Annotated in this window: 23 protein-coding genes and 2 pseudogenes; 15 read left to right on the top strand and 10 right to left on the bottom strand. The window is 44.1% G+C overall.

Annotation, left to right across the window (positions count from 1 at the left end):
* Positions 1 to 292: 292 nt before the first annotated feature.
* The 4 genes from pepQ to ONZ52_RS06560 all read right to left on the bottom strand — a co-directional run bounded on the left by pepQ (position 293) and on the right by ONZ52_RS06560 (position 2,993).
* Positions 293 to 1,582, bottom strand: coding sequence for a Xaa-Pro dipeptidase (gene pepQ, locus ONZ52_RS06575; protein WP_265217891.1), 1,290 nt, complete (start codon positions 1,580 to 1,582; stop codon positions 293 to 295).
* Positions 1,583 to 1,699: 117 nt separating this feature from the next.
* Positions 1,700 to 1,900, bottom strand: a complete 201-nt coding sequence (locus tag ONZ52_RS06570) for a hypothetical protein (RefSeq protein WP_111607132.1) — start codon at positions 1,898 to 1,900, stop codon at positions 1,700 to 1,702.
* Between the two features lie 60 nt (positions 1,901 to 1,960).
* Complete coding sequence (locus tag ONZ52_RS06565; RefSeq protein WP_265217890.1) at positions 1,961 to 2,815, bottom strand: GyrI-like domain-containing protein; 855 nt, start codon at positions 2,813 to 2,815, stop codon at positions 1,961 to 1,963.
* The gene (locus tag ONZ52_RS06560; protein WP_265217889.1) at positions 2,787 to 2,993 is read right to left on the bottom strand and encodes a hypothetical protein; all 207 of its coding nucleotides are present in this window, start codon (positions 2,991 to 2,993) and stop codon (positions 2,787 to 2,789) included. The genes ONZ52_RS06565 and ONZ52_RS06560 overlap by 29 nt, the downstream gene beginning before the upstream one ends.
* Positions 2,994 to 3,159: 166 nt before the next feature.
* Here ONZ52_RS06560 and ONZ52_RS06555 point away from each other — a divergent pair, with 166 nt between their 5' ends.
* Both ONZ52_RS06555 and hutC read left to right on the top strand, forming a co-directional pair.
* Positions 3,160 to 3,819 (top strand): cytochrome b/b6 domain-containing protein, encoded by a 660-nt coding sequence (locus ONZ52_RS06555; protein ID WP_265217888.1) that lies wholly within the window; start codon positions 3,160 to 3,162, stop codon positions 3,817 to 3,819.
* A gap of 93 nt (positions 3,820 to 3,912) precedes the next feature.
* Positions 3,913 to 4,674, top strand: coding sequence for a histidine utilization transcriptional repressor HutC (gene hutC, locus ONZ52_RS06550; RefSeq protein ID WP_265217887.1), 762 nt, complete (start codon positions 3,913 to 3,915; stop codon positions 4,672 to 4,674).
* On the opposite strand, the gene ONZ52_RS06545 is transcribed toward hutC, so the two are convergent.
* From ONZ52_RS06545 to hutF, 3 genes are read right to left on the bottom strand one after another with little or no spacing between them, the layout of a single operon-like run.
* Positions 4,661 to 5,242 (bottom strand): HutD/Ves family protein, encoded by a 582-nt coding sequence (locus tag ONZ52_RS06545; RefSeq protein ID WP_265217886.1) that lies wholly within the window; start codon positions 5,240 to 5,242, stop codon positions 4,661 to 4,663. The genes hutC and ONZ52_RS06545 overlap by 14 nt on opposite strands.
* A complete protein-coding gene (locus ONZ52_RS06540) occupies positions 5,235 to 5,633 on the bottom strand; it encodes an amidohydrolase family protein (RefSeq protein WP_265217885.1) in 399 nt (132 codons plus the stop codon). The genes ONZ52_RS06545 and ONZ52_RS06540 overlap by 8 nt, the downstream gene beginning before the upstream one ends.
* A gap of 14 nt (positions 5,634 to 5,647) precedes the next feature.
* Positions 5,648 to 6,634, bottom strand: coding sequence for a formimidoylglutamate deiminase (hutF, locus tag ONZ52_RS06535; RefSeq protein ID WP_265217884.1), 987 nt, complete (start codon positions 6,632 to 6,634; stop codon positions 5,648 to 5,650).
* A 289-nt stretch (positions 6,635 to 6,923) separates the two neighbouring features.
* Between hutF and hutU the strand changes: the two genes are divergently transcribed.
* From hutU to ONZ52_RS06500, 7 genes are all read left to right on the top strand, one after another.
* On the top strand, positions 6,924 to 8,612 hold the full coding sequence (hutU, locus tag ONZ52_RS06530) for a urocanate hydratase (protein WP_265217883.1): 1,689 nt from the start codon (positions 6,924 to 6,926) through the stop codon (positions 8,610 to 8,612).
* A 155-nt stretch (positions 8,613 to 8,767) separates the two neighbouring features.
* On the top strand, positions 8,768 to 10,300 hold the full coding sequence (gene hutH / locus ONZ52_RS06525; RefSeq protein WP_265217882.1) for a histidine ammonia-lyase: 1,533 nt from the start codon (positions 8,768 to 8,770) through the stop codon (positions 10,298 to 10,300).
* Positions 10,301 to 10,336: 36 nt separating this feature from the next.
* Complete coding sequence (hutI, locus tag ONZ52_RS06520; RefSeq protein WP_265217881.1) at positions 10,337 to 11,590, top strand: imidazolonepropionase; 1,254 nt, start codon at positions 10,337 to 10,339, stop codon at positions 11,588 to 11,590.
* A complete protein-coding gene (gene hutG / locus ONZ52_RS06515) occupies positions 11,587 to 12,402 on the top strand; it encodes an N-formylglutamate deformylase (protein ID WP_265217880.1) in 816 nt (271 codons plus the stop codon). The genes hutI and hutG overlap by 4 nt, the downstream gene beginning before the upstream one ends.
* A 248-nt stretch (positions 12,403 to 12,650) precedes the next feature.
* Positions 12,651 to 12,968: a type II toxin-antitoxin system RelE/ParE family toxin gene (locus ONZ52_RS06510; protein ID WP_265217879.1), complete on the top strand. Its 318-nt coding sequence runs from the start codon at positions 12,651 to 12,653 to the stop codon at positions 12,966 to 12,968.
* Positions 12,965 to 13,255, top strand: coding sequence for a NadS family protein (gene nadS / locus ONZ52_RS06505; protein WP_265217878.1), 291 nt, complete (start codon positions 12,965 to 12,967; stop codon positions 13,253 to 13,255). Before ONZ52_RS06510 ends, nadS begins: the two co-directional genes overlap by 4 nt.
* 202 nt (positions 13,256 to 13,457) lie before the next feature.
* Entirely contained in the window at positions 13,458 to 14,666 is a 1,209-nt protein-coding gene (locus ONZ52_RS06500; protein WP_265217877.1) for a Fic family protein, read from the top strand.
* A gap of 159 nt (positions 14,667 to 14,825) precedes the next feature.
* Here ONZ52_RS06500 and ONZ52_RS06495 read toward each other — a convergent pair whose 3' ends face one another.
* The 3 genes and pseudogenes from ONZ52_RS06495 to ONZ52_RS06485 all read right to left on the bottom strand — a co-directional run bounded on the left by ONZ52_RS06495 (position 14,826) and on the right by ONZ52_RS06485 (position 20,112).
* Entirely contained in the window at positions 14,826 to 16,529 is a 1,704-nt protein-coding gene (locus ONZ52_RS06495) for a hypothetical protein (protein WP_265217876.1), read from the bottom strand.
* Positions 16,530 to 16,907: 378 nt separating this feature from the next.
* Positions 16,908 to 18,503: a YobI family P-loop NTPase gene (locus ONZ52_RS06490; RefSeq protein WP_265217875.1), complete on the bottom strand. Its 1,596-nt coding sequence runs from the start codon at positions 18,501 to 18,503 to the stop codon at positions 16,908 to 16,910.
* 96 nt (positions 18,504 to 18,599) lie between these two features.
* Positions 18,600 to 20,112: pseudogene (locus ONZ52_RS06485) on the bottom strand (cobyric acid synthase).
* An 80-nt stretch (positions 20,113 to 20,192) separates the two neighbouring features.
* On the opposite strand from ONZ52_RS06485, the gene cbiB reads away from it, so the two are divergent.
* From cbiB to ONZ52_RS06450, 6 genes and pseudogenes are all read left to right on the top strand, one after another.
* On the top strand, positions 20,193 to 21,173 hold the full coding sequence (gene cbiB / locus ONZ52_RS06480) for an adenosylcobinamide-phosphate synthase CbiB (RefSeq protein WP_265217874.1): 981 nt from the start codon (positions 20,193 to 20,195) through the stop codon (positions 21,171 to 21,173).
* A complete protein-coding gene (locus ONZ52_RS06475) occupies positions 21,143 to 22,267 on the top strand; it encodes an aminotransferase class I/II-fold pyridoxal phosphate-dependent enzyme (RefSeq protein ID WP_265217873.1) in 1,125 nt (374 codons plus the stop codon). Before cbiB ends, ONZ52_RS06475 begins: the two co-directional genes overlap by 31 nt.
* Positions 22,264 to 22,775 (top strand): annotated as a pseudogene (gene cobU, locus ONZ52_RS25315) (bifunctional adenosylcobinamide kinase/adenosylcobinamide-phosphate guanylyltransferase). The gene ONZ52_RS06475 and the pseudogene cobU overlap by 4 nt, the downstream one beginning before the upstream one ends.
* 109 nt (positions 22,776 to 22,884) lie before the next feature.
* Positions 22,885 to 23,382, top strand: a complete 498-nt coding sequence (gpt, locus tag ONZ52_RS06460; RefSeq protein WP_111608092.1) for a xanthine phosphoribosyltransferase — start codon at positions 22,885 to 22,887, stop codon at positions 23,380 to 23,382.
* A 170-nt stretch (positions 23,383 to 23,552) separates the two neighbouring features.
* Complete coding sequence (locus ONZ52_RS06455) at positions 23,553 to 23,960, top strand: DUF2914 domain-containing protein (protein WP_265217870.1); 408 nt, start codon at positions 23,553 to 23,555, stop codon at positions 23,958 to 23,960.
* Between the two features lie 50 nt (positions 23,961 to 24,010).
* Positions 24,011 to 24,343: a DUF1904 domain-containing protein gene (locus tag ONZ52_RS06450; protein ID WP_265217869.1), complete on the top strand. Its 333-nt coding sequence runs from the start codon at positions 24,011 to 24,013 to the stop codon at positions 24,341 to 24,343.
* The last annotated feature ends 16 nt before the right edge of the window (positions 24,344 to 24,359 follow it).

The following is a 24,359-nucleotide window of genomic DNA, read 5'->3' as shown; positions in this document are numbered from 1 at the left end:
TAGTGATAGAGATTTTCACACAACGACGGCATTTGCTAATACGTTGTACAAAAGTCCCTATAAATACCTGTGCAATGTGTGTACGGGTATTGCTGAACCACTGTAACCTTAGCCTATAGGTTAACGTTTATAAAGATAGTATCTATTCCATATTTTACCCATTTTGTGGCCTTTTAGTTATAGATAACCTCGCTAAAATTACGATTTTTGGTCTAATTGAAAGAAAAAAATGATCTTTGGTCGCTCCATTCATATTCATCGTTTGATATCAATGGAGCGAGGGGAAGGGTAATTACAATTTACTTAGAAAAGCCTCACGAGTTAAGTTAACAGGCTGGTGTCTTTTTACCACCACATTGTCTTCAATACGAATGCCGCCGTAAGGTAAAAAATGCTCTATACGTGCCATATCACAGCCATGCTGTGGTATGTCTGCTTGCATTTTTTCGAGTAGCATTGGAATAAAATACAATCCAGGCTCAATAGTGATGATCATGTTTTCTGCTAAGGTTCGGGTAAGGCGCAAAAAGGGAGCCTGTTCATCAGGCATGCTTAATGTGCCCAGTTTGTCTATTTGATGGCCGCCCACATCGTGGACCTGTAAGCCAAGTAAGTGCCCTAAACCATGAGGAAAGAAAACTTGTGGAATACGTTTGCTTAACTGCTCCTCCACACTTAAGGCACATATTTTGTGCTCACGCAGTAAAGTGGCAATGCCGATCAGTGTTTGCTGATGTAAATCTCGGAAGTTAACACCAGACAAGGCACTGTGGCAAAGCGTCTGTTCCATGGCGTCTAGGTCTTGGATCAAAGCGTTAAAGTCATCATTATGGCGCGTAAAGGTACGAGTAATATCACTGGCATAACCATGCTCGTTAGCGCCAGCATCAATCAATAGTGTACGAGAGTTGCCCAACTGCTCTATGGATTTATGCTCGTAATGCAGCACGGCAGCGTGTTCATTTAAGCCGACAATGCCTGGGTAAGGTTCTTGAAAAGCACTTTGCTGACTGGCTTTTAAAAAGGCGAGATGAATGTCTAGTTCACTCATTCCGGCAAGAAACGCTTCTTTTGCCGCGAGGTGTCCAGCTGCACCGCGTAGGCTTGCCTGACGCATAGCGTTGATTTCGAAGTCCGTTTTAACGGCTTTAGCAAAATCTACATAGGCTTTTAAGCCTTCACAAGACACAACAAATCCCATAGGTTGAGGGCCAAGCCAAGCGGTTTTCTTGGGTAGATCGACGAACCATTGGTCTGTTTTTTTCGCTGTAATAATGTTCCAGTTTTGCTGCCAATCGCCACTGGGGACAGGGTTTGGTGCGTGCCAGAAATCGTCACGAATAGGCCAAACCAAAGTCGGTTTTTCACCTGTTTTTAGCATGATATAGGTTTCTGCGCCTAAGCTAAAAGGTAGCCACTGTTGCGCACCAGAATAGGCGTGAAATGGGTGAGTGTGATCGTCCTGAAAGTAATAACTTTTTTCCCCTGACGCTAAAACAATGGCATCAAGGCCAAAATGTGCCATGGCGTTTTCGTAACGATCCACGAGGATGGCGAGGTGTGCTTGATAGAGTGTCGTCATAAAAAGACTCTTGTTCATTGGGCTAGAACGCCGATCTGTGTCCATTTCGTCTGCGTTGTGTTTTTCAGGGGGATGAAGCGCATTAGCATACGCTAAAAAGCATAATGTTTTGTACTGCTATTGCTTGTTGGCGATGAATTTATGGAAGAGAAAAATGCCACCTTTGAAGGTGATAAATGCACACAGTACAGACACAAAAGCCAGCAACAGATCATTTTCAATGACGAAAAAATGCTTAAAAGTATAGAAGTACACTATGGTTAGAATAATTCGCACAAGACTGTCAACAAGCGACATGACTTTGGGAGATTCGAGCATGAAGGGGTTCCTTTTTTACAATTGAGGCCAGACTGTCCCATAAAATAGCAATGAAGCCAATTATTTAATGGGTAGGCAAACGAGTGTGACGTAGTCCTTGGCGTTTTCTGTATGGGTCGGACCAACTTCAAAGACTTCGACGCCATAACGATGGCGGTTGAGTGTTAAATGGTGCAGTCGCATAAAATTGAACAAGACATGCCACGCCAACGATAAATTCTGGTAGCTGCCGTAATAGCGTAGTTGCAAATAATAGCCACGCAGAACGATACGTTCCGGGTAGAGTTCACAAGGCACTAAATTTTGTACAGGAATGCCTAAGCGCCCAGAAAAATAGTGATGGGTAATATCGGCTTTTTTATAGAGCGCAAAACTGGAGTCCGCGGGTGGGTTTTCTGGGCCAAGTTGGGTCAGTAAATCATGAAACCCCTGATCCATCTTCTGCGACATGGGTTGATTACTGACCACAAAGGGGCGTGTTACGGCATCCACATTCTCCAACCTTGCTTTAGCAAGCCACTCAAATCTTGGTTCATGGTATTCATGATCTGACGTGGTGTTATATTTGCTCAAGTAGGTTAATACTTTTAACAGCGCTAACTCCGCGTCTTTATTGGCACGAAGGTTGTAGTTTTTTTGCTTCCAGCGACGAAAAAAAGGCAATTTGCCCGTGACCTGAATCGTTATGAGTGTGCGTTCTTTCTGTTTGGTAAGGTCAATATTAAAGTGTACATCATTGGGGTAAAACGCAGGGGCTTCTAATAAAGTATGAAAGTAATGAGCGCCTGAACGAGCAGGCTCTAATGTCATGTGTCCGTCTTTGATGAGTTTCCCCTGCCACACTAAACAACTGGGAAAAACCGAATGAATGCCTGAGTTTAAATATTCATAATCCACGTGGGCATCGAGACTCATAGATAAGCCAAGGTAGCCAGCTTTGCCAATGAGTAAGGTCGCTCAAATCTTCTGCAAGTCTATCAATCGGCGCATCAATCACTGCATTGCGTCGACCAAAAAAACGACCGTTAAACAAAATGAAATAAGCCAGCAATAGGATGCTTGCAAATGTGATTAGCAACAATATGACAACCATATTTGTCTCACTCTTGAAGTTATGATGTGTTCATAAACGTGTTTATTAACCAATTGTGGCAAACTTGATGGCCAGAATCTTGCTTTTCACAGCATAGTGTTTAATGTCACTCTTTGGCAAGTGAGTGTTTTTTGAGTCAATAATATTCATGGTGGGAATGGTTAGTATGAAATCGACACTAGTGTGGGATTGGCCAGTGCGAATTAGCCACTGGTTAATGGTGTTTTTATTTACTGGTTTGATCATTACTGGCAAATCTGACGCAGACTATGTTCAATATCATTTTTACATGGGCTATGGTTTGTCTGCGGTGATCATTGCTCGTGTGCTGTATGGTTTTTATGGATCGTATTACGCACGTTTTCGCCAGTTTGTTAAAGGGCCAAAAGTTGCTTTTCGCTTTGCTGCGTCTTTGTTATCAGGTCGGCCTAAAAAATACCTAGGACACAACCCGGTTGGTGCGTTAATGGTCATCGTTTTACTTTTTGCGCTTTCAGTGCAATGGGGAACGGGGCTGTTTACCAGCGATGACATTTTTTGGTTTGGGCCTTTCTATTCATATATTCCAGAAGACTGGGCAAGTGAGTTGGCGTCTATTCATCGTTTTTTACCCAATGTATTATTGGGTTTAGTGGCAGTCCATGTACTCGCTGTGCTTTATCATGAGTTGTGTCTAAAAGAGCGATTGATCGAGGCCATGATTCATGGGCGTAAAAAACACCCAGCTCCGACTTCTATTGCTGTAAAAACTCCACGTTGGGGTGTGGTCTTTTCTTTATTGATGGGGCTTACGTGGTTAGCTGCGCTTTGGCTTATGCCGATTTAAGCAAATGGCTTTTTTACATGTATAGACAGGCGGTTTATTTGTTATTATCGCTTGTTATCAACCCCTTAAACACCTAAATAGATGGAACCCTCAGTGTCTGAAATAACCAGCCCTAACCTAGTCAATTTGTTTGATGATTTACCGGATGCCCCACAGCCCATTTACGCTAAATTAAAACAGGCGATTTCATTGAAAATCACTTCAGGCCAGTGGCAAGTTAATCAGCGGATACCGTCTGAGTCTGAAGTGGTGAAAGCATTGGGCGTCAGTCGTATGACGGTGAATCGTGCTTTGCGCGAACTCACCGCAGAAGGTTTTGGTGCGCCATCAGGGCTTAGGGACTTTTGTGGCGGAGAAAAAGCCCATTCGGCACTATTTGAGGTGCATAACATTGCAGAAGAAGTGGCCGCTCGAGGCCATAAACACCGCTCAGAGTTATTGGTATTAGAGTCCGCGAAAGCCACGGTAGAAGAAGCCATGACACTGGGGGTTCGTACTAACCATGGAATTTTTCGTTCTGTGGTGTTGCACTTTGAAAACGGCTTACCGATTCAAATAGAAGAACGCATAGTGAATGCCAATCTTGCCCCTGACTACGACAAGCAAGATTTTTCTCTGCATACCTCCTATGAATATTTAATGAGCGTCGCCCCCATGACAGAGGGCGAGCATTTGGTAGAAGCGATATTGCCTAATCCGATAGAGTGCGAGCGTTTGCGTATACAAGCGTCAGAGCCGTGTTTGCAAATCAAACGTCGCACTTGGGCGGGTGATGACATCGTCACTGCCGCGCGTTTACTTCACCCGGCTCGCGCTTTCAACTCTTTGGGCATTTTGGGCGTTAGTCTAGCTTAGTTATACCCACCAAAACGCCACGGCCTTGGGTTAATGTTGCCTTGGCGTTTTGCGAGAAGATCACCATGCTGTGAGTCTTGATGGTGACCGCATCATCACCATTTATATCCAGTACGGCCTCTTCACAGGCGTAGAAACCACTGAACAAGGTATCGCTATTTGACAGCAGGAGCGAGCAGGGGGCGGCACATGCTTCAACCTTGGCTTGGGTATCTCTTTCTCGCACCATAATATTCAGGTCTTCAATCTTGCCATTTTTCAATGTGGCGTAAGTTGTATCTCCACCTGAAAATCTTGCGATATCTAAGGGGCTGTCCAGTTTGTTTATTTGACAACCTGTCTCACTTTTGTGTTCAAGTGTCATGCCTTCACCAGACAGCAAGACTAGAGTGCGATGTAAGCCGCTGAAGTCGGAAAATATGCCATCTTCCACAACCGCTGCCTGACTAATGCGAAAACGCAGGCCGCTTTCATCGTCATGACGTTGAATCTCTAGGGTTTCGCCAAGACCGTTTTTCCACGGCATTCGTTGGTATTGTGATTGCTCGATAATGATGAAGTTAGGCATGGTACATGGCCTTTTTAATGACTTGAGTAAAGGCCAAACGGCTGCTTTCTTCTTGCTGGTGGTGGAAGTCTTTTATGGTGTGTTTACCTGCGACAAAAACGTTTTTCACTAGGTTTTCATTGGTGGCAAATAGCCAACGGTTGAGTAGGTCTTTGGCTTCGCTGGCGGCGATGAAAGGATGAGACTCGTCAAGCACCATAAAATCAGCTCGGTTACCTTGGCTTAATCCCAATGACACGCCGCAGGCTTGATTTCCACCTAATAAGGCTTGTTGGTAAAGGTTGTCACCCACGCTGGTTTGGTCTGCACGGTACAGGCGGTTGCGTTGCTGATCTCGAAGGCGCTGCCCGTATTCATACGTGCGTAATTCTTCGACAATCGATAAGCTCACATGGCTATCTGAACCTATGCCCCAGCGGCCGTTGTCTTGTTCGAAGGCAACGCCTGGAAAATACCATCGCCAAGATTGGCTTCGGTGGTGGGGCATAATCCTGCAACGGCTTGGCTGGAGGCAATTGCGTGGCGTTCAGCGTCTGTTAAATGGGTGGCGTGAACCAAACACCAGCGCTCATTTAAACCGATTTCATTGTGCAGCCATTCCACAGGGCGTTGGCCGCTGAAGGCTAAGCTGTCTTGTACTTCCTTTTGTTGCTCGGCGATATGGATGTGTATCGGAACGTCTTGTTTCAACGCCGACAGCACGGTTTCAATTTGTGGTTTGGTCACGGCACGCAGAGAGTGAAAACAAATCCCCAAGTTATGCAGAGTGTGATTGGCTAACGACTTATCGCAGGCTTGGTGCAAGGCCAAATACGACTCTGTGTTATTGATAAAGCGTGCTTGTCCGGTGTTCGGTGCCTGTCCGCCAAAACCAGAATGAGAATACAGCACAGGTAGCAACGTTAAGCCCAGTCCAGACTCGTTCGCAGCAGCGATGATCTGATTCGACATCTCGCCAAGCTGAGCATACTGTTTGCCGCCCACATCGTGATGCAAGTAGTGAAATTCCCCCACTTGTGTGTAACCGGCTTTTAGCATGTCGATATAAAGTTGTTTGGCGATGATGTGTGCATCGTCTGGCGTGAGTTTTTGTACGATTTTGTACATCAGATCGCGCCAACTCCAAAAACTATCATTTGGGTTCAAACTGACTTCAGCCGCCCCAGCCATCACTCGTTGAAAGGCATGAGAGTGCACGTTGGCAAGTGTTGGTAAGACGGGGCCAGATAATACATAGCAGTCTGTTGTTGGTGAACTGTCTGCTTCAAAAGAGTGAAAATGACCATTTTTAACAGAGAAAAGCACATCTTTCGCCCAGCCAGAAGAGAGCAAAGCGCGTTGTGCAAAATAGTATTGAGTGCTATCGCAATGAGTTGAGTATTGGCTAGTCACAAGTCATTTCCTAATCAAGATGGGTATTTCGAGTGTAATAGAAAATATAATGTATATACAAGTTGGTTTTTTTATCTTTGCAAGGCTCTTTAGGCTAGTGCTTGTTTATACAGGTTTTTTTGTGCTTGGATCTGGGCTTTACGTCTTTGTAGTCAATATTTATTGGAATTTTTTTAAAAATGCCTTGCATCTATAAAAATTAGATTTTATCTTTGATTTAGTTGTATATACATGTTTATTGGATATTTCTTTAAATCAGAATAAAAAGACACTCTTAATAGGTGAAAAAATGACTAAGCAAACACTCGCTCAGAAACGCTACCGCGCCGGTGTGGTAAAAGCCGCCACAGGAACGACTCTTACCGCCAAATCTTGGTTCACGGAAGCGCCCATGCGTATGCTGATGAATAATCTCGATCCTGATGTAGCGGAAAACCCAGAAGAATTAGTGGTTTACGGTGGTATCGGTCGTGCAGCGCGTGACTGGGAATGTTATGACAAAATCGTTGAATCCCTAAAAGAATTAGAAGAAGACGAAACTTTATTGGTGCAATCTGGCAAGCCAGTGGGCGTGTTCAAAACCCACAGCAATGCACCGCGTGTACTAATCGCTAACTCAAACCTAGTACCACATTGGGCGAACTGGGAACACTTTAACGAGCTTGATGCCAAAGGCTTGGCGATGTACGGCCAAATGACAGCGGGTTCTTGGATCTATATTGGTAGCCAAGGCATTGTGCAAGGCACTTACGAAACCTTCGTTGAAGCGGGTCGTCAGCATTACGATGGTAACTTGGCAGGTCGTTGGGTATTAACGGCGGGACTTGGTGGCATGGGGGGCGCACAGCCTCTAGCAGCCACCTTGGCTGGTGCGTGTTCGTTGAATATCGAATGTCAGCAAAGCCGCATCGATTTCCGTTTGCGTACTCGTTATGTGGATGAGCAAGCGACTGACTTAGACGATGCCATGGCTCGCATTAAGAAATACACCGCAGAAGGCAAGGCCGTTTCTATCGCGCTTTGTGGTAACGCCGCAGAAATTCTACCTGAAATGGTAAAACGTGGTATTCGCCCAGATATGGTGACAGACCAAACATCGGCTCACGATCCATTAAATGGCTACTTGCCATTAGGCATGAGCTGGGAAGAGTATCGTGAGAAAGCACAAACTCAGCCAAAAGAAATCGTAACTGCTGCGAAAAAATCCATGGCGAAACATGTTCAAGCCATGTTGGATTTCCAAAAAATGGGCATTCCTACGTTTGACTACGGTAACAACATTCGTCAAATGGCGATGGAAGAAGGTGTCGAAAACGCTTTTGACTTCCCAGGTTTTGTGCCGGCTTATATTCGTCCGTTGTTCTGCCGTGGTATCGGTCCTTTCCGTTGGGCCGCTTTGTCTGGTGATCCGGATGATATTTATAAAACCGATGCCAAAGTAAAAGAGTTGATTCCTGATGATGAGCATCTACATCGTTGGTTAGACATGGCCCGTGAACGTATTCAGTTCCAAGGTTTGCCAGCGCGTATTTGTTGGGTGGGTCTTGGTCAGCGTGCCAAACTAGGCTTAGCCTTTAATGAAATGGTTCGTAGCGGTGAATTGTCGGCGCCAATCGTTATTGGTCGTGATCATTTGGATTCGGGGTCGGTATCTAGCCCGAACCGCGAAACGGAAGGCATGCAAGATGGTTCTGATGCAGTATCGGATTGGCCATTATTGAACGCCTTGTTGAACACAGCTTCTGGCGCGACTTGGGTGTCTTTACACCACGGCGGTGGCGTGGGCATGGGCTTCTCTCAGCATTCCGGCATGGTGATTGTGTGTGATGGTAGTGATGATGCGGCAGCGCGTATTGCTCGTGTTCTTCATAATGATCCAGCGACTGGCGTGATGCGTCATGCGGACGCAGGTTATGAGATTGCTATCGATTGCGCGAAAGAGCAGGGATTAAATCTGCCTATGATTACCGGAAAGTAATAGACAGTTACAAGATCTTAATATATGACGCAACACTTAAATAGGATTTGTTTTAAGTGTTGCGTACTGGTTATAGAAGACGCCTCACAAGGGTGTAAAACAATATTATAAAAATTATTTGATGGCAAAATATGACATCAAGATTGGAGAGCACTATGTTTGAATTAACCATAAAGCCCGGTCAATTGACGCTGAATGAATTGCGCCAAATCAGTCGTCGTCACGTTAAATTGACGTTAGACGAGAGCGCTTTCCCTGCGATTCACGCCAGCACCCAAGTGGTCAACGATGTGATTGCCCAAAACCGTACTGTGTATGGTATCAACACAGGCTTTGGTTTATTAGCCAATACGCGCATTGCGCCAGAAGATTTGGAAGAGTTGCAGCGTAGTATTGTCTTGTCGCACGCGGCGGGTATTGGTCAGTTGATGGAAGACAAAACCGTCAAACTGATCATGGCGCTGAAGGTAAACAGCCTTGCGCGTGGTTTCTCGGGTATTCGTCTGGAAGTGATTCAAGCGCTGCTTACTTTGATCAACAAAGAAGTGTATCCCTGTATTCCGAAAAAAGGCTCTGTTGGCGCATCTGGCGATTTAGCGCCATTGGCACACATGAGTACGGTGTTGCTGGGTGAAGGCAAAGCCCGTTACCGTGGCGAAGTGATTTCTGGTCGTGCGGCTTTGTCTATCGCTGGATTGGAGCCAATTACCTTGGCACCAAAAGAAGGTTTGGCTCTACTTAATGGTACGCAAGCATCGACGGCGTTTGCTCTAGAAGGCTTGTTTGAAGCGGAGGATTTATTTGCTTCTGCCATTGTGTGTGGTTCCTTGTCGGTAGAAGCGGCGCTTGGTAGCCGAAGTCCATTTGATGCGCGCATTCATGAAGTGCGTGGTCATCAAACACAAATTGATACGGCAGCGGCTTATCGTCATCTTTTAGGCGAAACGTCTGAGTTGGGCGACTCTCACCAAGGCTGTGAAAAAGTTCAAGATCCGTATTCATTACGTTGTCAGCCACAGGTGATGGGTGCATGTCTTGAGCAAATCCGCAGCACGGCGAAAGTCTTGTGTGTGGAAGCCAACTCGGTATCGGACAACCCATTGGTGTTTGCGGAAGAAGGAGACATCATTTCCGGCGGTAACTTCCATGCTGAACCGGTGGCTATGGCGGCGGATAATTTAGCCTTAGCGATTGCTGAAATCGGCAGTTTGTCTGAGCGTCGTATGGCCTTGTTGATCGATAGCAATTTAAGTAAATTACCCCCCTTTTTAGTGGACAACGGCGGTGTCAACTCTGGTTTTATGATTGCGCAAGTAACGGCCGCAGCCTTGGCGAGCGAGAACAAAACCTACGCACATCCAGCATCAGTAGACAGCTTACCAACTTCGGCTAACCAAGAAGATCATGTTTCCATGGCGACCTTCGCAGCGCGTCGTTTGAAAGATATGGCGGAAAATACCCGCGGTATTTTGGCGGTTGAAATTTTGTCTGCGGTACAAGGCTTGGACTTCCGTGCACCATTGAAATCTAGTAAACGATTAGAAAATGCCCGTGCCACTTTGCGTGCTCGTGTGCCGTTTTATGATAAAGACCGTTATTTCGCGACAGATATCGAAAAAGCCAATGAGTTGCTGCTAGAAGCGGTGCATAACGAAACGATGCCTGAAGGGCTATTGCCTAGTTTATAAAGAACTAAGTTTAGCGGTTTAAGAAAAGGAAAGGTGATGACAAACGATACTCCAATGAAGTTAGACAGCTTATGGCGCGGCGCCAATGTAGCGACCATGAAAGGTGGCCAATATAGCGTCATTGAAAACGCCGCCATTGGTGTTCGTGGTGGACGTATTGTTTGGATCGGCAAAGCGCACGATTTACCCGCATACCAGACGCAACAGGAGTATGATTTGGGTGGCGGTTGGATTACGCCCGGTTTAATCGATTGCCATACGCACCTAGTGTTTGGTGGTAATCGAGCTGGGGAGTTTGAACAACGCTTAAATGGCGTGAGCTATCAAGACATTGCTAAGCAGGGTGGTGGCATTGCATCGTCTGTGAGAGCCACCCGCGACGCGAGTGAGGCTGAGTTGGTTGCCAGTGCATTACGTCGTTTAAAAAGCTTAATGGCGGATGGCGTGACTACGTTAGAGATTAAATCGGGTTATGGTTTGTCCCTCGATTCAGAACTGAAAATGTTACGCGTCGCTGGAAAGCTGGGCGATGAATGGCCTGTGACCATTAAACGAACTTGTTTGGCGGCGCACGCGATGCCGCCAGAGTACGAGGACAAAGACGCTTATATTGATTACCTCTGTGAGAAGGTATTGCCGAAAGTCGCCCAACTTGGTATGGCTGATGCGGTAGACGCTTTTTGTGAAGGCATCGCCTTTAGTACTGAACAAGTGGCGCGTTATTTTAAAACCGCTGAGTCATTAGGCTTACCAGTGAAAATCCATGCTGAGCAGTTGTCTTCCTTAGGTGGTACCGCTATGGCCTCGTCGTTCAAGGCGTTGTCGGCGGATCATATCGAATTTATTGAAGAATCAGACGTAAAAGCCATGGCCGAATCGGGAACGGTTGCCGTGTTGTTGCCAGGGGCGTTTTTCACCCTAAAAGAGACACAGCGTCCACCGATTTCTTTGTTACGTCAATATAGTGTGCCCATGGCGATTGCCACGGATGCGAACCCAGGCACCTCTCCTGCGTTATCACTTCGTCTAATGATGAACATGGCATGTACCTTGTTTACGCTGACGCCTGAAGAAGCCCTTGCTGGCGCGACAATTCATGCGGCAAAAGCATTGGGAATGGCGGATTCTCATGGTAGTTTAGAGGTCGGAAAAGTCGCGGATTTTGTTTGTTGGGATATAGAAAGCCCTGGCGAATTGAGCTACTGGCTAGGCGGTGATCTAGTGAAAACCAGAGTCTACGAAGGCAAACAATCTGACGGTAAAAATAGCCAAGGGGAGCAAGTATCATGACAACACACGCTTCATTAACCGTACCAGCCTTTGACTTTGTGCAAGGGGATTCGCCTTTATTGGTGAGCATGCCGCATTCAGGGCTGAATCTGACTGCCGATGTGCAAGCTGGATTGACAGATCAAGCTAAAAAATTGCCTGATACCGATTGGTTTATTCCTGAGCTTTATGAGTTTTTAGAATCATTGGGTGTGGGCTGTATCAAGGCAAATTATTCTCGCTATGTGATCGATCTTAACCGTCCATATGATGATAAACCGCTTTATGTAACCAAAACCACGGGGCTGTTCCCTGATATTTTATTCGAAGACAGCCCAGTTTTTGTCGAAGGTAAAGCGCCAACAGATGAACATAAAGCTGTTTGCAAAGAACACATTTGGAAACCCTATCACGGCACCATTGAGCAAGAACTGGCGCGTTTAAAAGCCAAATTTGGCTACGCTATTCTGTTTGACGCCCACAGCATCGCCGCCGAAGTGCCTATGTTATTTGATGGTACACTGCCAGACTTCAACTGGGGTACCAACGAAGGTAAGGCGTGTCATGAAGCCTTAGCCAACGTCGTCACCCAAATACTGCGACCAAATTATACGCAAGTGCTCAATGGGCGTTTTAAAGGCGGCTATATCACGCGCCATTTCGGCCAACCAAATGAGGGGATTCATGCTATTCAGCTCGAACTTTCTCAAGCGACTTACATTAATGACGAACTGGCAAAACAGTCAGAATATCAACTGGATGAACAGAAGCAGCCATTGATTACACAACAACTGAAAGACGTGATTGAAGCCTGTCTATACGTTCGCTTTTAACCTCAGCTGTTTTATGGTTCAAGAATCCCTATGTTGTGAAAACAGCATGGGGATTTTTTCGATACGATATCTAGCTTCTTTTTTATTGACGATAGTGCAATGGAGCGTCATTGTTGTGGTGTCAAACTTTATAGGAAAAGGAATTCTTATATGTTCAAAAACTATTCTTTAGCGTCTTTTGCTTCTATTTATTGCTGCTCAATTATTAATCGACAAATTACGCCATTGGCGTATAATTTGGAGATGTCATGGTAATTGTTGAAACACCCATTTTCACCAAACTTATTAATGAAATAATGGGCGACGATGAATACAAGGAATTGCAGGAAGCCTTGGTTATAAAGCCAGATCTTGGTGTGTTGATTAAAAACAGTGGTGGTTTAAGGAAGATTCGCTGGTCTGTGGATGGTCGTGGGAAAAGTGGTGGCGTACGAATCATCTATTACTGGATGACTGAGAATGAGCAGCTTTACATGATGTATATTTTTTCCAAAAGCACTCAAGAGAATTTAAGCGATGCGCAAACCAAGGCGCTAAGACAAATAGTAGAAAGGTGGTCACAATGAATGACGACATGTTCAATGAATTGCTGGAAAGCGTACAGCAAGCTGACAACATTATAAAAGGCCAAGTCTCAGCGGCACGTACCACAGAATTTGCAGACCCAGAAGTGAAGGCAATTCGTACCAAAACGGGTTTAAGTCAAAGCCGTTTTGCTAACCTGCTTGGTGTCAGTAAACGTACTTTAGAAAACTGGGAACAAGGTCGCCGTCATCCAACGGGACCAGCTCGCGCTTTGCTTAAAATCGTCGATGCGGATCCAGAGTATGCGCTGAAAGCGCTGCATGGATGAACATTGTTAAAAACCTCCATGTTGTAAAGGTTTCATTATTTTTTATAGGTCATTTATTTTTTTGAAGATTGTTTGAAATTTAAATTAAGGCTGATAGGTTGAAAAATGACCTTTAAAATAGCGATATTTATAACGCTATAAAATGTTATAGTTATCTCATTCATGCCATGAATTATGTGGCTTGTAGCCTAATAAGGAAGCGATGATGATATCAATGACACCCTTCTTAGAATCGAATGATCTTGGTGAGTATCAAGATAAAATAATAGAGCTTATCAAAGCCGATGCAGAGCTGAATCAATCGATTCCTGACTCCCTTCGGTCGTCCTTGGAGTGGCTTCTACGTCTAGTAAACAGTTATTACAGTAACAAGATTGAAGGCAATCCAACGCATCCTAAAGATCTACTGAAAACTCAGTCTGTTGATGCTGATAGCAACATGAACAACTCGAAAGATATTCAGGAGTTGTTATCTCATCTTGAAGTTCAAATGAAGCTGTCTCGAAGCAATGTATCGCCAGAGCAAGTGGTTTGTCAGGAATTTATAAAAAATATCCATCAAGAATTTTATGCTGGTTTTCCAGAAGAGGCTCTTATTGTCAAGAATCAACGTGGCGCCCCAGCAGAGGATGAAACGGGCAAGCCTATTCTGATTGTTCCAGGTAGTTACCGAGATAAAATGGTATTAGTGGGCAAACACGAGCCGCCTATGCCAGAAGAGATCAGTCGTTATATGCGTTGGATTGAACAAATGTACAATCCAACTCGAATCTTTGGTACTAATCGTTTATGTGCCGCTGCAGCATTACATCATAGGTTGGCTTGGGTTCATCCTTTTATTGATGGTAACGGTCGTACAACAAGATTGGTCACTGATACCTATATGCGTTGTTTAGGATACGATGGATATGGCCTTTGGTCTTTAGCAAGGGGATTTGCAAGAGACACCGACGCTTATTATAAAGCCTTGGCGCAAGCAGATATGCCAAGGCAAGGTGAATCTGACGGAAAGGGTATCCTTTCCAAACGGGGGCTGATTTATTTTACCAAGTACTTTATCGATACGGCATTGGATCAGGTGAGATTTTTTAATGACCTGCTTGAGCCAACAGCATTAAAAACCAGAATGGACATCTATTTTGAGTTTCGCTCGAAAGGAGCGATAGCCGATATAAATGGCAAAAAAACCCTACTTAAAATCGAAGCAAGAGACATTTACAAGCTTCTTGTCGACCGTGGGCCACTATTTCGCTCGCAAATTAGTAGTCATTTTGGGAAGAGCGAGCAAACCTTAAGACCTGTTATCAATCAAATGCGAGATGAAGGCTTGCTTAAAGCCGATCCAAAACAGCCAGTAGAACCAAAATTATCTCCCAACATAGTAGAAACTGTATTTCCGGGGATTTGGTAGGTCTATCAACTAGTTTGGTTTCAGTAAACGTACTTTAGAAAACTGGGAATAAGGTCGTCATCCAACTGGACCAGCACGAGCTTTACTTAAAATCGTCGAGGCTGATCCAGAGTATGCGCTAAAAGCGCTAAATGGTTAATTCGAGCTATTTTATTACAATCAATTTTTACTCTTTCCTTTCATATATACCTTAAGAATAGGATCTGAAGTTGGTGGGAAAGAGCTAACAAGTTCATGATTTTTTAAGATTTGAAGGAAAGCCTTGTTTTCTTCGTTATTCGGCACTTTTGCTGTTTTTCCATTAGCGGCAGTTAACTTAGGATAATCAGCCTTCATTAATGTCAAAATATTGATTAACTGAGATATTGGTACCAACTTTATTTGAGGATGTAATAGCTTAATAATACTTTGGTCTTCAATACCATGGCTGGCCATTTTCTCGATGACATCAATCGGCAGTGTTTTATCTTGGTTAATCGCAAATTGAGCCAATTCGACAAGTCCACCTTTATCGCAGTCTTCTGTATATGCTATGGCTTGTTCTACGATAGACATCTTTTTTTCTATAGTGATCTTAGTGCTTGCAAGAAATGCTTCTAAATCACCCTGTAAAAGCTCTGGCGTGATGTATTCATGAAATTTGTTTGAGGCTTCAATATAGTGTTCACGAGTTGACCAATCTTCTTCTAAAAGATGTTCATAAGTATCCTCACAATCCTCGACAAGATCACTTTCTAACAGCAGTGGGAGCATTTCTTTAGGAACAGTACTTGACTCGATATAGTTGTCTAAATTCAAACTGTTAACAAGCTGAACTTTGTGCTCGGCTGAGAGGTTATTAGCATTTAGAATGTTGATAGTCAGTTTTTCTTTTTCTTCTTGGGTGGCTGATTCATGTTCGACGATGGCATCGTTTTGTATAAGAATCCTTTCAAGATACTCATCAATACCATGATTGATAGATATGTAGCTGCTGATATTATTGAATGTTGCAGTAAAGCGTTGACAGCTGGCTAAGAATATCCAAGCCTCCATTCTAACGACATCTAGACTCTGAATAATGCAATCGGGTGATGAATTTCTGATTATTTTCCCTAATTTTTCGTGATTTTCTGATTCCGAAACATCATCGATTATTTTTATTAAATACTCATTTGATGTGACTGTGTTGAAATTATTGTCCACAGCATTCAAGTATCTTTCTAAATTACGTAATAAATAGTAATAGACTTTTTGGTCTTTTTCTAATGCTACATCTAACGCTAAATCTGTTTCATTACCTAATACTATCTTTAGGTTTTCAACATTGATTTCATACAGGTCTTTTGCAATAAATGCGTTACGTATTTGTTCAGATAGGGGCTTCAATTTCGCTACGCGAATTGAAGCATTAGAGTATAGCTTGGCAATATTTTCTGCCTGATTTCTTTCTTTCGAAGACAATAAGATATTCAGTTCAAAATAATGCTCTTGTAGGTATTTTGATACCGAGTCTTCTATGCTGTATTCTAGTTCTGAATTTAAGTGTTCTAGTGCAGTACTAATGAGGGAAAGACGTAGTTCATTATTTAGCTCCACTTGATTGATTAGGAATTCAAGGACTTCTACTGTCTCCAATGTGATTTTTTTGATCAATTCAGTGTGTTTATTTTCACCACTTAGATAAGCTTGTAAAAAACGTATTTCGTCTTCCCCAAACTGTATGAGTGACTGAATCATTATGCCTGCTTTAATATGGTCAAACTCTAACAGATAATTCAGAATAGAAATGTTGTAAAGACAAGGTTCGCTAAGTGCTTGGTCACCACATTCACTGATAATAGATTTTATATCTCTTTCTTCAAGTATTAGTTGTTCATCCATTATGTTGGAGCCAACATTATGGATGATAAAATTCTGAGCGTTAGCGCTGATAGCCTTTCCATGAAATGTTGAGGTATACAAGGTGAAGTTACGGTTTAGATAACCTGATGTTATGAGCTGGTAGGCAAGCCCATCAGATAGTATTTCACGTGTAATAGAATCGAATGTCTGTCTTGATTGATTGTAATCAAGCGTTAGCTTTGACTCGTTTATTAGGTCTTTAATCGTTGCGCTTCGAAGAAACTCTAGTTTAGTTTTTTTCTGACTAATATCAGTTTTCAGTTTCTTACTGTCTACTTCCTGCCAATTATCAGGGTTAAAGCTATCCTCTAAAACGTCTTCTAAATCTGATCGTTGGAATGTAAGTTTATTGCTATGCTACCTTTGACTCCATGATAGTTTTTGTTCGTCTGGATTTGATATGAACTCGTTCCAAAACTCTATGCCTTTGAGTTCTATTAATCCATATTGTTTGCTGGCAAATGAAAAAACACCATTGTCAATGTGACAATTAACTGCTCTAGAGGTACGTTCAATATGAGCAATGAGTCGTTTGCCAAAATCTACACAGCGTTTTTCTATACCATGTTTACTTAACTTAGTGAGGTTTAGGATGCTTGTTCTGATTTCCTTGTTAATTTCATTTGTATTTTCGTTAACGAACTCCCTGCTTAAATAATAAATTTCATCTAGCTTACTTTTTCCTAATCGAATTAATTCGAAATCAGATAGATGAGTACTTTTATAAAGCATCATGGCAAAGAGTTCGCTTTCATTTAAATTGAGTTTTTTGTCGTTATCTGTGAATATTTTTTCACGAAAAATAATGAATTCATTGTATATATTTTTTAGTAAACGCATATCTGGAACATAGCGAGCGGCCAGATTGATCAACTCATCACCTATTTTTTCCTGATCCGTTTTACCTAAAACTTGTATAACGAGGTCTCTTGCGCTTCTGTGAGTAATAAAAGGAACCACTGGAATAATAAGGTCAAAGAACTTGGTTCTGTTGGCTCGTTGAATTTCAGCTTCTTCAGGGGTAATGGTTACTTCTTCTGTTTTTTTGTTTAGTGAGTTCTGTGCGCTTGGGTCGAATATGCTGTCTTTGATGGCATAGATGAAACGAATGGGCTTGCTTTCGAATTGTGGGGCGTTATTGAGAAGTGTGTTTAGGGAGCGAAGAGTCTCAAATATATATGAATCTTCAAATCTATCGATATCTTCAAAAATAACGATATTTTTCTTTGATACTTCAAAAAAATAAACGATCTCATCTAAGTATTGGTCGAAATACGATACCGATTTTTCATCCAATGAAATGGCAGCATTGCCTGTCGATAGCTGGCTAATATTGACTCGACCTTGAAAAAGGTAGCGTGCCATGAAAGTACAGGATGCTAATAAAAAGAATACAATTACATGTATCCAAGCTCCTAATGCAGCAATGCTTTCATGAATTGAAATAATTTTCTCAGTCCATTCCATTAGAAGAAAGAGGAGTGTAAAAACAATACCTGAAAGCGCTGCGATACTATGTTCACGTTTGCAGTTGAAGCTTTCGATCCGGTTAAAGCGAGAGCGCGGCGCGTTGTGTGACTCGATACGGTAAAGCAACTGCTTAACGATTTCTTGTTGGATTCTGTTTGTGGTTGTAGATGCTTGCTTAGGGATGCTTTCGTCAACTTCGTGAGAGTCTGCTGGTGCTAATGTGGATAAAGAAATCCCAACAACGTCATCTTTATGCTCTTCAGCTACTTTTTGAAGAATACTGCTTTTACCGACGCCATAGGTACCAGATAACGCAATATTTCTAATTTTTGCCTCTTTTAAAGCAGAATTGATTCGTTTGATATATGAGCCATGATTATCTTCGTTAAACTCAGGAGTAAGGGGGTAAGAGTAAAGTCTTCCTGTACTGGCTGTTGTGCTTTTTCTTCCATTCCCTGTTTCCTTGTATGAGGACTTAATCAAGACCTAGATTTTTGGATATTTAAAAATATTGTTTCTTATTTAGACTGTATCGTTTTAACGACAAAAGACCAACTGCTTTAATTTCCTAAATAGCCCTCATGTGGCTTTTTGAAACGCTTTGCACTGTTCGATAAGCGCGTCGATGTTGATGTGTTGTTCGGCGCTGTCGGCGAGGCGGTTGATTTCGGCATCGCGGTATTGGTCGTAGTCGAATGCGGCGGCTTGGTCGACGCCAGCCCAGTGAAGTAGAGCTTGTAGGGCGTCTGGATGGTCGAATATACCGTGTAAATAGGTGCCTATAATCTTACCATCTTCTGATATGTAGCCTTCTTTTTCGTCATTTTCGCTATTTTCTCCATTCTCTAAGTTAGCAAAGTGGCGGATGCTTGTGTTAGTTGAAAAGCTTGATACGCCGGAGTGGATTTCGTAGCCCGTGAATTGGGCTTGTTGTGTCTCGATTTGCAGATAGCCTTGGCGTTGCTTGAGTTGTTTTTCTTTTTCTAACACCGTGGTCATGGGGATATAACCAAAGCCTTTGGCTTGGGTGTTGGCGTGTTGGTTTTCTAAGCCATAGGGGTCGAGTAAGCTTTCCCCTAGCATCTGAAAGCCCCCGCAAATGCCCATGACTTTACCGCCATATCTTAGGTGTGTATTTAAATACTTTTCCCAACCTTCCTGACGTAAAAACGCTAAATCACTCTGTACACTTTTGCTGCCTGGCAAGATGACAAGGTCGGCTGGCGGTATGGCTTGGTTTGCTTTGACAAGGGTGACTTGCACATTAGGATGGAGGCGCAGCGCATCCCAGTCTGTGTGATTACTGGTGCGAGGCATGACGGGAATAACCACGTTCAGTTTGGTATTGGCGTCCGTTTTGACGGGGCTGTGGGCGACCGCGTCTTCGGATTCTAGATGGAAGCCTTTTAAATAAGGCAATACACCAAGGACGGGCTTGCCTGTACGTTGTTCAAGCCAATCTAATCCAGACTGCAATAAACTGATATCGCCTCGGAAGCGATTGATGACAAAGCCAATAACGCGATCTTGTTCGCTAGGGCTGAGCAGTTCCAAGGTGCCAACCAGATGCGCAAAGACGCCGCCTTTGTCGATGTCGGCAATAATAATAACCGGACAATCGATGCTTTCAGCAAAGCCCATGTTGGCAATGTCACGAGCACGTAGGTTGATCTCAGCAGGACTGCCGGCTCCTTCAATAAGCACCGCCTGATATTGATCGGCAAGACGGTAATAAGAATCCAGCGCAGCCACTTTAGCGATGCTTTTGTATTCGTGGTAGCCAACGGCATCCATGTTGCCCACCGCTTTGCCTTGGATGATGACTTGAGCACCGACATCGGTATTGGGTTTTAGCAAGATGGGGTTCATGTCGACGTGGGGTTCGAGCTCCCGCGGCATAAGCCTGTACGGCTTGGGCACGACCTATTTCATTGCCATCTTGGGTCACGGCGCTGTTCAATGCCATGTTTTGCGGTTTAAAGGGGGCGACTTGAATGCCTCGACGGGCAAATAAGCGGCATAAAGCCGTTACTAGGGTGCTTTTTCCGGCATCGGATGTGGTCCCTTGGACCATTAAACTAAAGGCTGGCATTCAGAGTCATCACGCTTTAAATCAATAAGGTGATAGAATTCTACCTCATTGTCCCATTATGTGAAAAACGACCTATATTCATGATGACTTCAATTTTTGACTTTTTAGCGGCGAACAGCTTTATGGTGTTGGCGGCATTGGTGTTAGATCGCTGGCTAGGTGAACCGAAAAGTTGGCATCCGCTGATCTGGTTTGGCCGTTGGGTGGATTTGTGTCGCAAGCATACTCAGCTGCCTTTAGATGCCTCCTCGGCTCGTCAACGTATGGTGGGTGTGCTGGCTTGGCTGATCGCCGTATTGCCTTGGTTATTGATCTTATCGGTATTGTTTTGGCTACTGCCTAATCTGCTGGATGTGATTCTGTCTATTCTTATATTGTATTTTGCGATTGGTTGGCAGAGTTTGCGGGAGCACGCGTTGGCGATTTACCAGCCCTTGTCGGCTGTGTCGCTATCGTCTGAAATGACGACTGAAGAGGCGGCTGAAAAGCTCAATGAAGCACGTCTTGCTGTCAGTTATATCGTCAGTCGGGATACTCAAAATTTGGATGAGTCTGCCGTCGCGAAGGCCGGTATTGAGTCGGTATTGGAAAATGGCAGTGATGCGGTTTTTGCGCCGATTTTTTGGTTTGTACTCTTGGGAGCACCAGGAGCTTTGTTATATCGTTTGGCCAATACGCTAGACGCTATGTGGGGCTATAAAACCGAGTCTTTGTTGCATTTTGGCTGGTTTGCCGCACGATTTGACGATGTGCTGAATTATCTGCCCGCGCGATTAGTGGTTTACACTTACGCCGCTTGTGGCCATTGGCGGGCAGCTATTCGCAGTGCTCGTCGTCCTTCGGCTCGTTGGAAAAGCCCCAATGCGGGTCCTGTTATGGCCGCTGGTGCTGGTGCGATAGGGGTTCAATTGGGTGGTGAGGCACCGTATTTTGGCAAAATAGAGACGAGGCCGATTTTAGGAGAGGGTGAAATGCCTAGGCCTAAACATTTAAAAGAAGCCATTTGGTTAGTGGATAAAAGTGTGTATTTATGGGGATTGGTGATATGCCTTTTGATCTGAATAAAAAGCCGGTGAATCTTGAGCTTGCCGCCCCCAAACATGGTGGTGATTTGGCTTATTGGCAACGTAAAGTGGGCAACGACGCGTTAAACTGGTTGGATTTGTCTTCTGCCTGTAACCGAGAACCTTGGCCGGTTCCTGAGGTGTCTACGGCTTTATGGATGGCTTTGCCAGATCAAACTGAGTTATTAGAGCAAGCAGAGCGCTACTTTGCTCGTCGTCCTAATGCCATAGGGGCTGGATCTCAGCACATTATTGAATCTTTGCCTCCGTTATTGCGGGAGTCCGGATGTTTAACCAGTCAAACGGTGTTTGTGCCGCGTATTGGTTATCAAGAGCATGCTTTTGCTTGGCAGAAATGGGGCTACGACATTGTTTATTACGACGCGTTAGAGCAATTACTGACGCAGCATTGGGCGGTGGCTGTGGTGATTCAGCCGAACAATCCGACGGGTGAGCTTGCGTCAGCCAGCATCTTGTCTCAGTTGATCGCTCATGCAGAGCAACAAGGCGCCAGTTTGGTGGTGGACGAAGCTTTTATTGATGCGACGCCTGAATGGAGTGTATTGAAGCTCCAAGAATCCGATTTGAGTGAATCTCTGTTTGTTATGCGTTCTGTTGGGAAGTTTTTTGGTTTGGCGGGTGCAAGAGTGGGGTTTGTTTTTTGCGCGTCAAAATGGCAAGTCGCATTGAACAATTTGCTGGGACCTTGGCCTGTAGCGACACCCAGTTTGCATTTGGTGAGCTTGGCGTTGGCGGATACTGCTTGGCAATCTTACGCGTTGCAGAACTTGGCCGTACGACAAGCGGCGTTTGTTGAGCGAGTTATGCCAAAATTGAATACCATCTTTGACTCACAAGACAGTGTACGGAATGCCTTATTTACGACTTGGTTTCTTGATAGTCAGTCATATGCAGAGCACGTTTTTACCATGTTGCATCAGGTGGGCGTTCATACGCGTTTAGGGGACGGTTGGATTCGTGTGGCATTGCCTGCGTTGGATGAAATGGACGCGTTAAATCGTGCCTTGATACGCCTATTAAAAACCGCAGGAGACCAGACGCAGAGCTATTCAAGGGGGGAACTTGCATGAAACATCTTGTTCTCGGTGGGGTGAGAAGCGGTAAAAGTGCGTTTGCGCAAGAGCAGATAGCGGCTTGCGCAAAGCCTGTGTGTTATGTGGCGACGTCGCAGGTATGGGATGATGAGATGGCGAGCCAGTTCGCCAACATAAAGACAATCGTCCCAAAGAGTGGCAGTTAATAGAAGAGCCGTTGGCGCTTGCCAGTGTATTGGATTCTCTTAATGCGCCTGAACAGGCGGTCATTGTCGAATGTTTTACCTTGTGGTTGACGAATTTATTATGTTTGGAAGACGACGCTCGATTAGAAAGCGAAAAGTGTGCACTGTTACAAGCGGTTGAACGCTTTGAGGGCGATTTAGTGTTGGTTTCCAGTGAAGTGGGTTTGGGGATTATGCCGATGAATGCTCTAGCTAGGCGTTTTGGCGATGAGGCAGGTGCCATGAACCAAGCACTGGCTAAACTGACCGATCGGGTAACTTTTGTTGCGGCAGGGCTGCCTCTACCGCTAAAATCCTAATCTGGCCTATTCCACCTAATGTCTGCGTGTTTGGTGACTTGTGCGTCACCTTATATAGCAGATAAAACTAGTAGATAGAACGAACGATAAAAGCGTAGGAGCTTTGAAGATGACCCCTTATTCAAAAGATTTTCCAGTGTCTTGGGAAGAATTACATAGAAATGCTCGTGCGTTATCTTGGCGGTTGCTAGAGCAAGGTCCTTGGAAGGGTATTATTGCGATTACCCGTGGTGGTTTGGTGCCAGCGGCTATCTTGTGCCGTGAAATGGACATTCGTTTAATCGATACCATTTGTATTGTCAGCTATGGTGCCGATGAAAAGGGTGATGCTGCCATGAAACAAGGTGAGCTAAATGTATTGAAAGGTGTAGAAGGTGACGGCGAAGGTTTTATTCTGGTCGACGATCTTGTTGATACGGGGCGAACGGCTGCGAAGGTGCGTGAAATGCTGCCTAAAGCCCATTTCGCGACCATTTATGCCAAGCCTGCCGGTAAGCCATTAGTGGATACTTTTATTACCGAAGTTAGCCAAGATACTTGGATTCGCTTTCCTTGGGATATGGAATATACCTTCTCGACACCGTTGGCCGATCGCCAAGGAAAATAAGCCGCTCTTCGACATCAATGGGCTGTCATTTAAAAAAAGCAACGAGAGTGTGGCAAAATGACACAAAACTCTCGTTTCTTTTACGTATTTTTGAGCTAACTTTATCACTGGGTTTTCATAGAATAGATGGCTCAAAAGTGATTTAAATAACAAGACTATAGGATTTCAATATGTGGCAAACGCTAACTCGCGTGGTTTTAGCTGGTATTTTATCGTTTGCAACGATATTGCCAGTGTGGGCGGAAGGTACGGTTGCGCGTGCGCAATTTTCGACCGATGTGGTAGATCGCGAACCAATTGATGATATTGGTCCCGTGGTAAAAGTAGAATATGGTGAGATACAGCGAGTGTATTTCTTCACGGATTTGCGTGATATGCAAGGTAGTCAAGTGATTCATCGCTGGAAGCTGGATGATGAAGAGCAGGCTGATGTCGCGTTTGATATTGGTGGCGATCGGTGGAGAGTATGGTCAAGTAAGCGCTTAATGCCTGGCTTTGATGGCAAGTGGAGTGTGGATGTCGTGAAAGATGGTGCTGTCATAGAAACTCGCTCTTTTGACTATGTGGATAGCGAGTAATTACTCGCTTCCCTTTCTAGTAAATTATTTTCTTAGAAGTAAGGATGGTTATGCCTCATTTACGTGTACGTGGCTTGGCGTTTGATGAATTAGAATCCATTGCCGATATTTTAGTCGAGAACTTAGCAGAAATTACGGACACGCCTAATTCACACTTTACTCTTGAGTATCAAGCGACGACTTTTTTAGCGGTTGGCGGAGCTTCTCCTGCGTATCCGTTTTTTGATGTGTTTTGGTTTGACCGAGGTGACGAGGTGAAGCGCAAAGTGGCACTCATTATTGAAGAATTAGTCAGACCATTGGTGGACAGTGGGCAAGATATCACTGTGCTCTTTCATGATCTACAAAGGAAAGATTATTACGAAAACGGTGAGCACTTTTAAAGAGTGCGTTCGTTTA

Source organism: Marinomonas rhodophyticola, from assembly GCF_026113935.1.
Lineage (GTDB): Bacteria > Pseudomonadota > Gammaproteobacteria > Pseudomonadales > Marinomonadaceae > Marinomonas > Marinomonas rhodophyticola.
This window is presented reverse-complemented; position numbering and strand designations above follow the sequence as displayed.

What these genes read in the sequence shown, in the direction of transcription:
- pepQ (WP_265217891.1), bottom strand. Translation starts at nt 1,582, where the DNA reads ATGACGACACTCTATCAAGCACACCTCGCCATCCTCGTGGATCGTTAC.
- ONZ52_RS06570 (WP_111607132.1), bottom strand. Translation starts at nt 1,900, where the DNA reads ATGCTCGAATCTCCCAAAGTCATGTCGCTTGTTGACAGTCTTGTGCGA.
- ONZ52_RS06565 (WP_265217890.1), bottom strand. Translation starts at nt 2,815, where the DNA reads ATGAGTCTCGATGCCCACGTGGATTATGAATATTTAAACTCAGGCATT.
- ONZ52_RS06560 (WP_265217889.1), bottom strand. Translation starts at nt 2,993, where the DNA reads ATGGTTGTCATATTGTTGCTAATCACATTTGCAAGCATCCTATTGCTG.
- ONZ52_RS06555 (WP_265217888.1), top strand. Translation starts at nt 3,160, where the DNA reads ATGAAATCGACACTAGTGTGGGATTGGCCAGTGCGAATTAGCCACTGG.
- ONZ52_RS06545 (WP_265217886.1), bottom strand. Translation starts at nt 5,242, where the DNA reads ATGCCTAACTTCATCATTATCGAGCAATCACAATACCAACGAATGCCG.
- hutU (WP_265217883.1), top strand. Translation starts at nt 6,924, where the DNA reads ATGACTAAGCAAACACTCGCTCAGAAACGCTACCGCGCCGGTGTGGTA.
- hutH (WP_265217882.1), top strand. Translation starts at nt 8,768, where the DNA reads ATGTTTGAATTAACCATAAAGCCCGGTCAATTGACGCTGAATGAATTG.
- hutI (WP_265217881.1), top strand. Translation starts at nt 10,337, where the DNA reads ATGACAAACGATACTCCAATGAAGTTAGACAGCTTATGGCGCGGCGCC.
- hutG (WP_265217880.1), top strand. Translation starts at nt 11,587, where the DNA reads ATGACAACACACGCTTCATTAACCGTACCAGCCTTTGACTTTGTGCAA.
- ONZ52_RS06510 (WP_265217879.1), top strand. Translation starts at nt 12,651, where the DNA reads ATGGTAATTGTTGAAACACCCATTTTCACCAAACTTATTAATGAAATA.
- nadS (WP_265217878.1), top strand. Translation starts at nt 12,965, where the DNA reads ATGAATGACGACATGTTCAATGAATTGCTGGAAAGCGTACAGCAAGCT.
- ONZ52_RS06500 (WP_265217877.1), top strand. Translation starts at nt 13,458, where the DNA reads ATGATGATATCAATGACACCCTTCTTAGAATCGAATGATCTTGGTGAG.
- ONZ52_RS06495 (WP_265217876.1), bottom strand. Translation starts at nt 16,529, where the DNA reads ATGGATGAACAACTAATACTTGAAGAAAGAGATATAAAATCTATTATC.
- cbiB (WP_265217874.1), top strand. Translation starts at nt 20,193, where the DNA reads ATGATGACTTCAATTTTTGACTTTTTAGCGGCGAACAGCTTTATGGTG.
- ONZ52_RS06475 (WP_265217873.1), top strand. Translation starts at nt 21,143, where the DNA reads ATGGGGATTGGTGATATGCCTTTTGATCTGAATAAAAAGCCGGTGAAT.
- gpt (WP_111608092.1), top strand. Translation starts at nt 22,885, where the DNA reads ATGACCCCTTATTCAAAAGATTTTCCAGTGTCTTGGGAAGAATTACAT.
- ONZ52_RS06455 (WP_265217870.1), top strand. Translation starts at nt 23,553, where the DNA reads ATGTGGCAAACGCTAACTCGCGTGGTTTTAGCTGGTATTTTATCGTTT.
- ONZ52_RS06450 (WP_265217869.1), top strand. Translation starts at nt 24,011, where the DNA reads ATGCCTCATTTACGTGTACGTGGCTTGGCGTTTGATGAATTAGAATCC.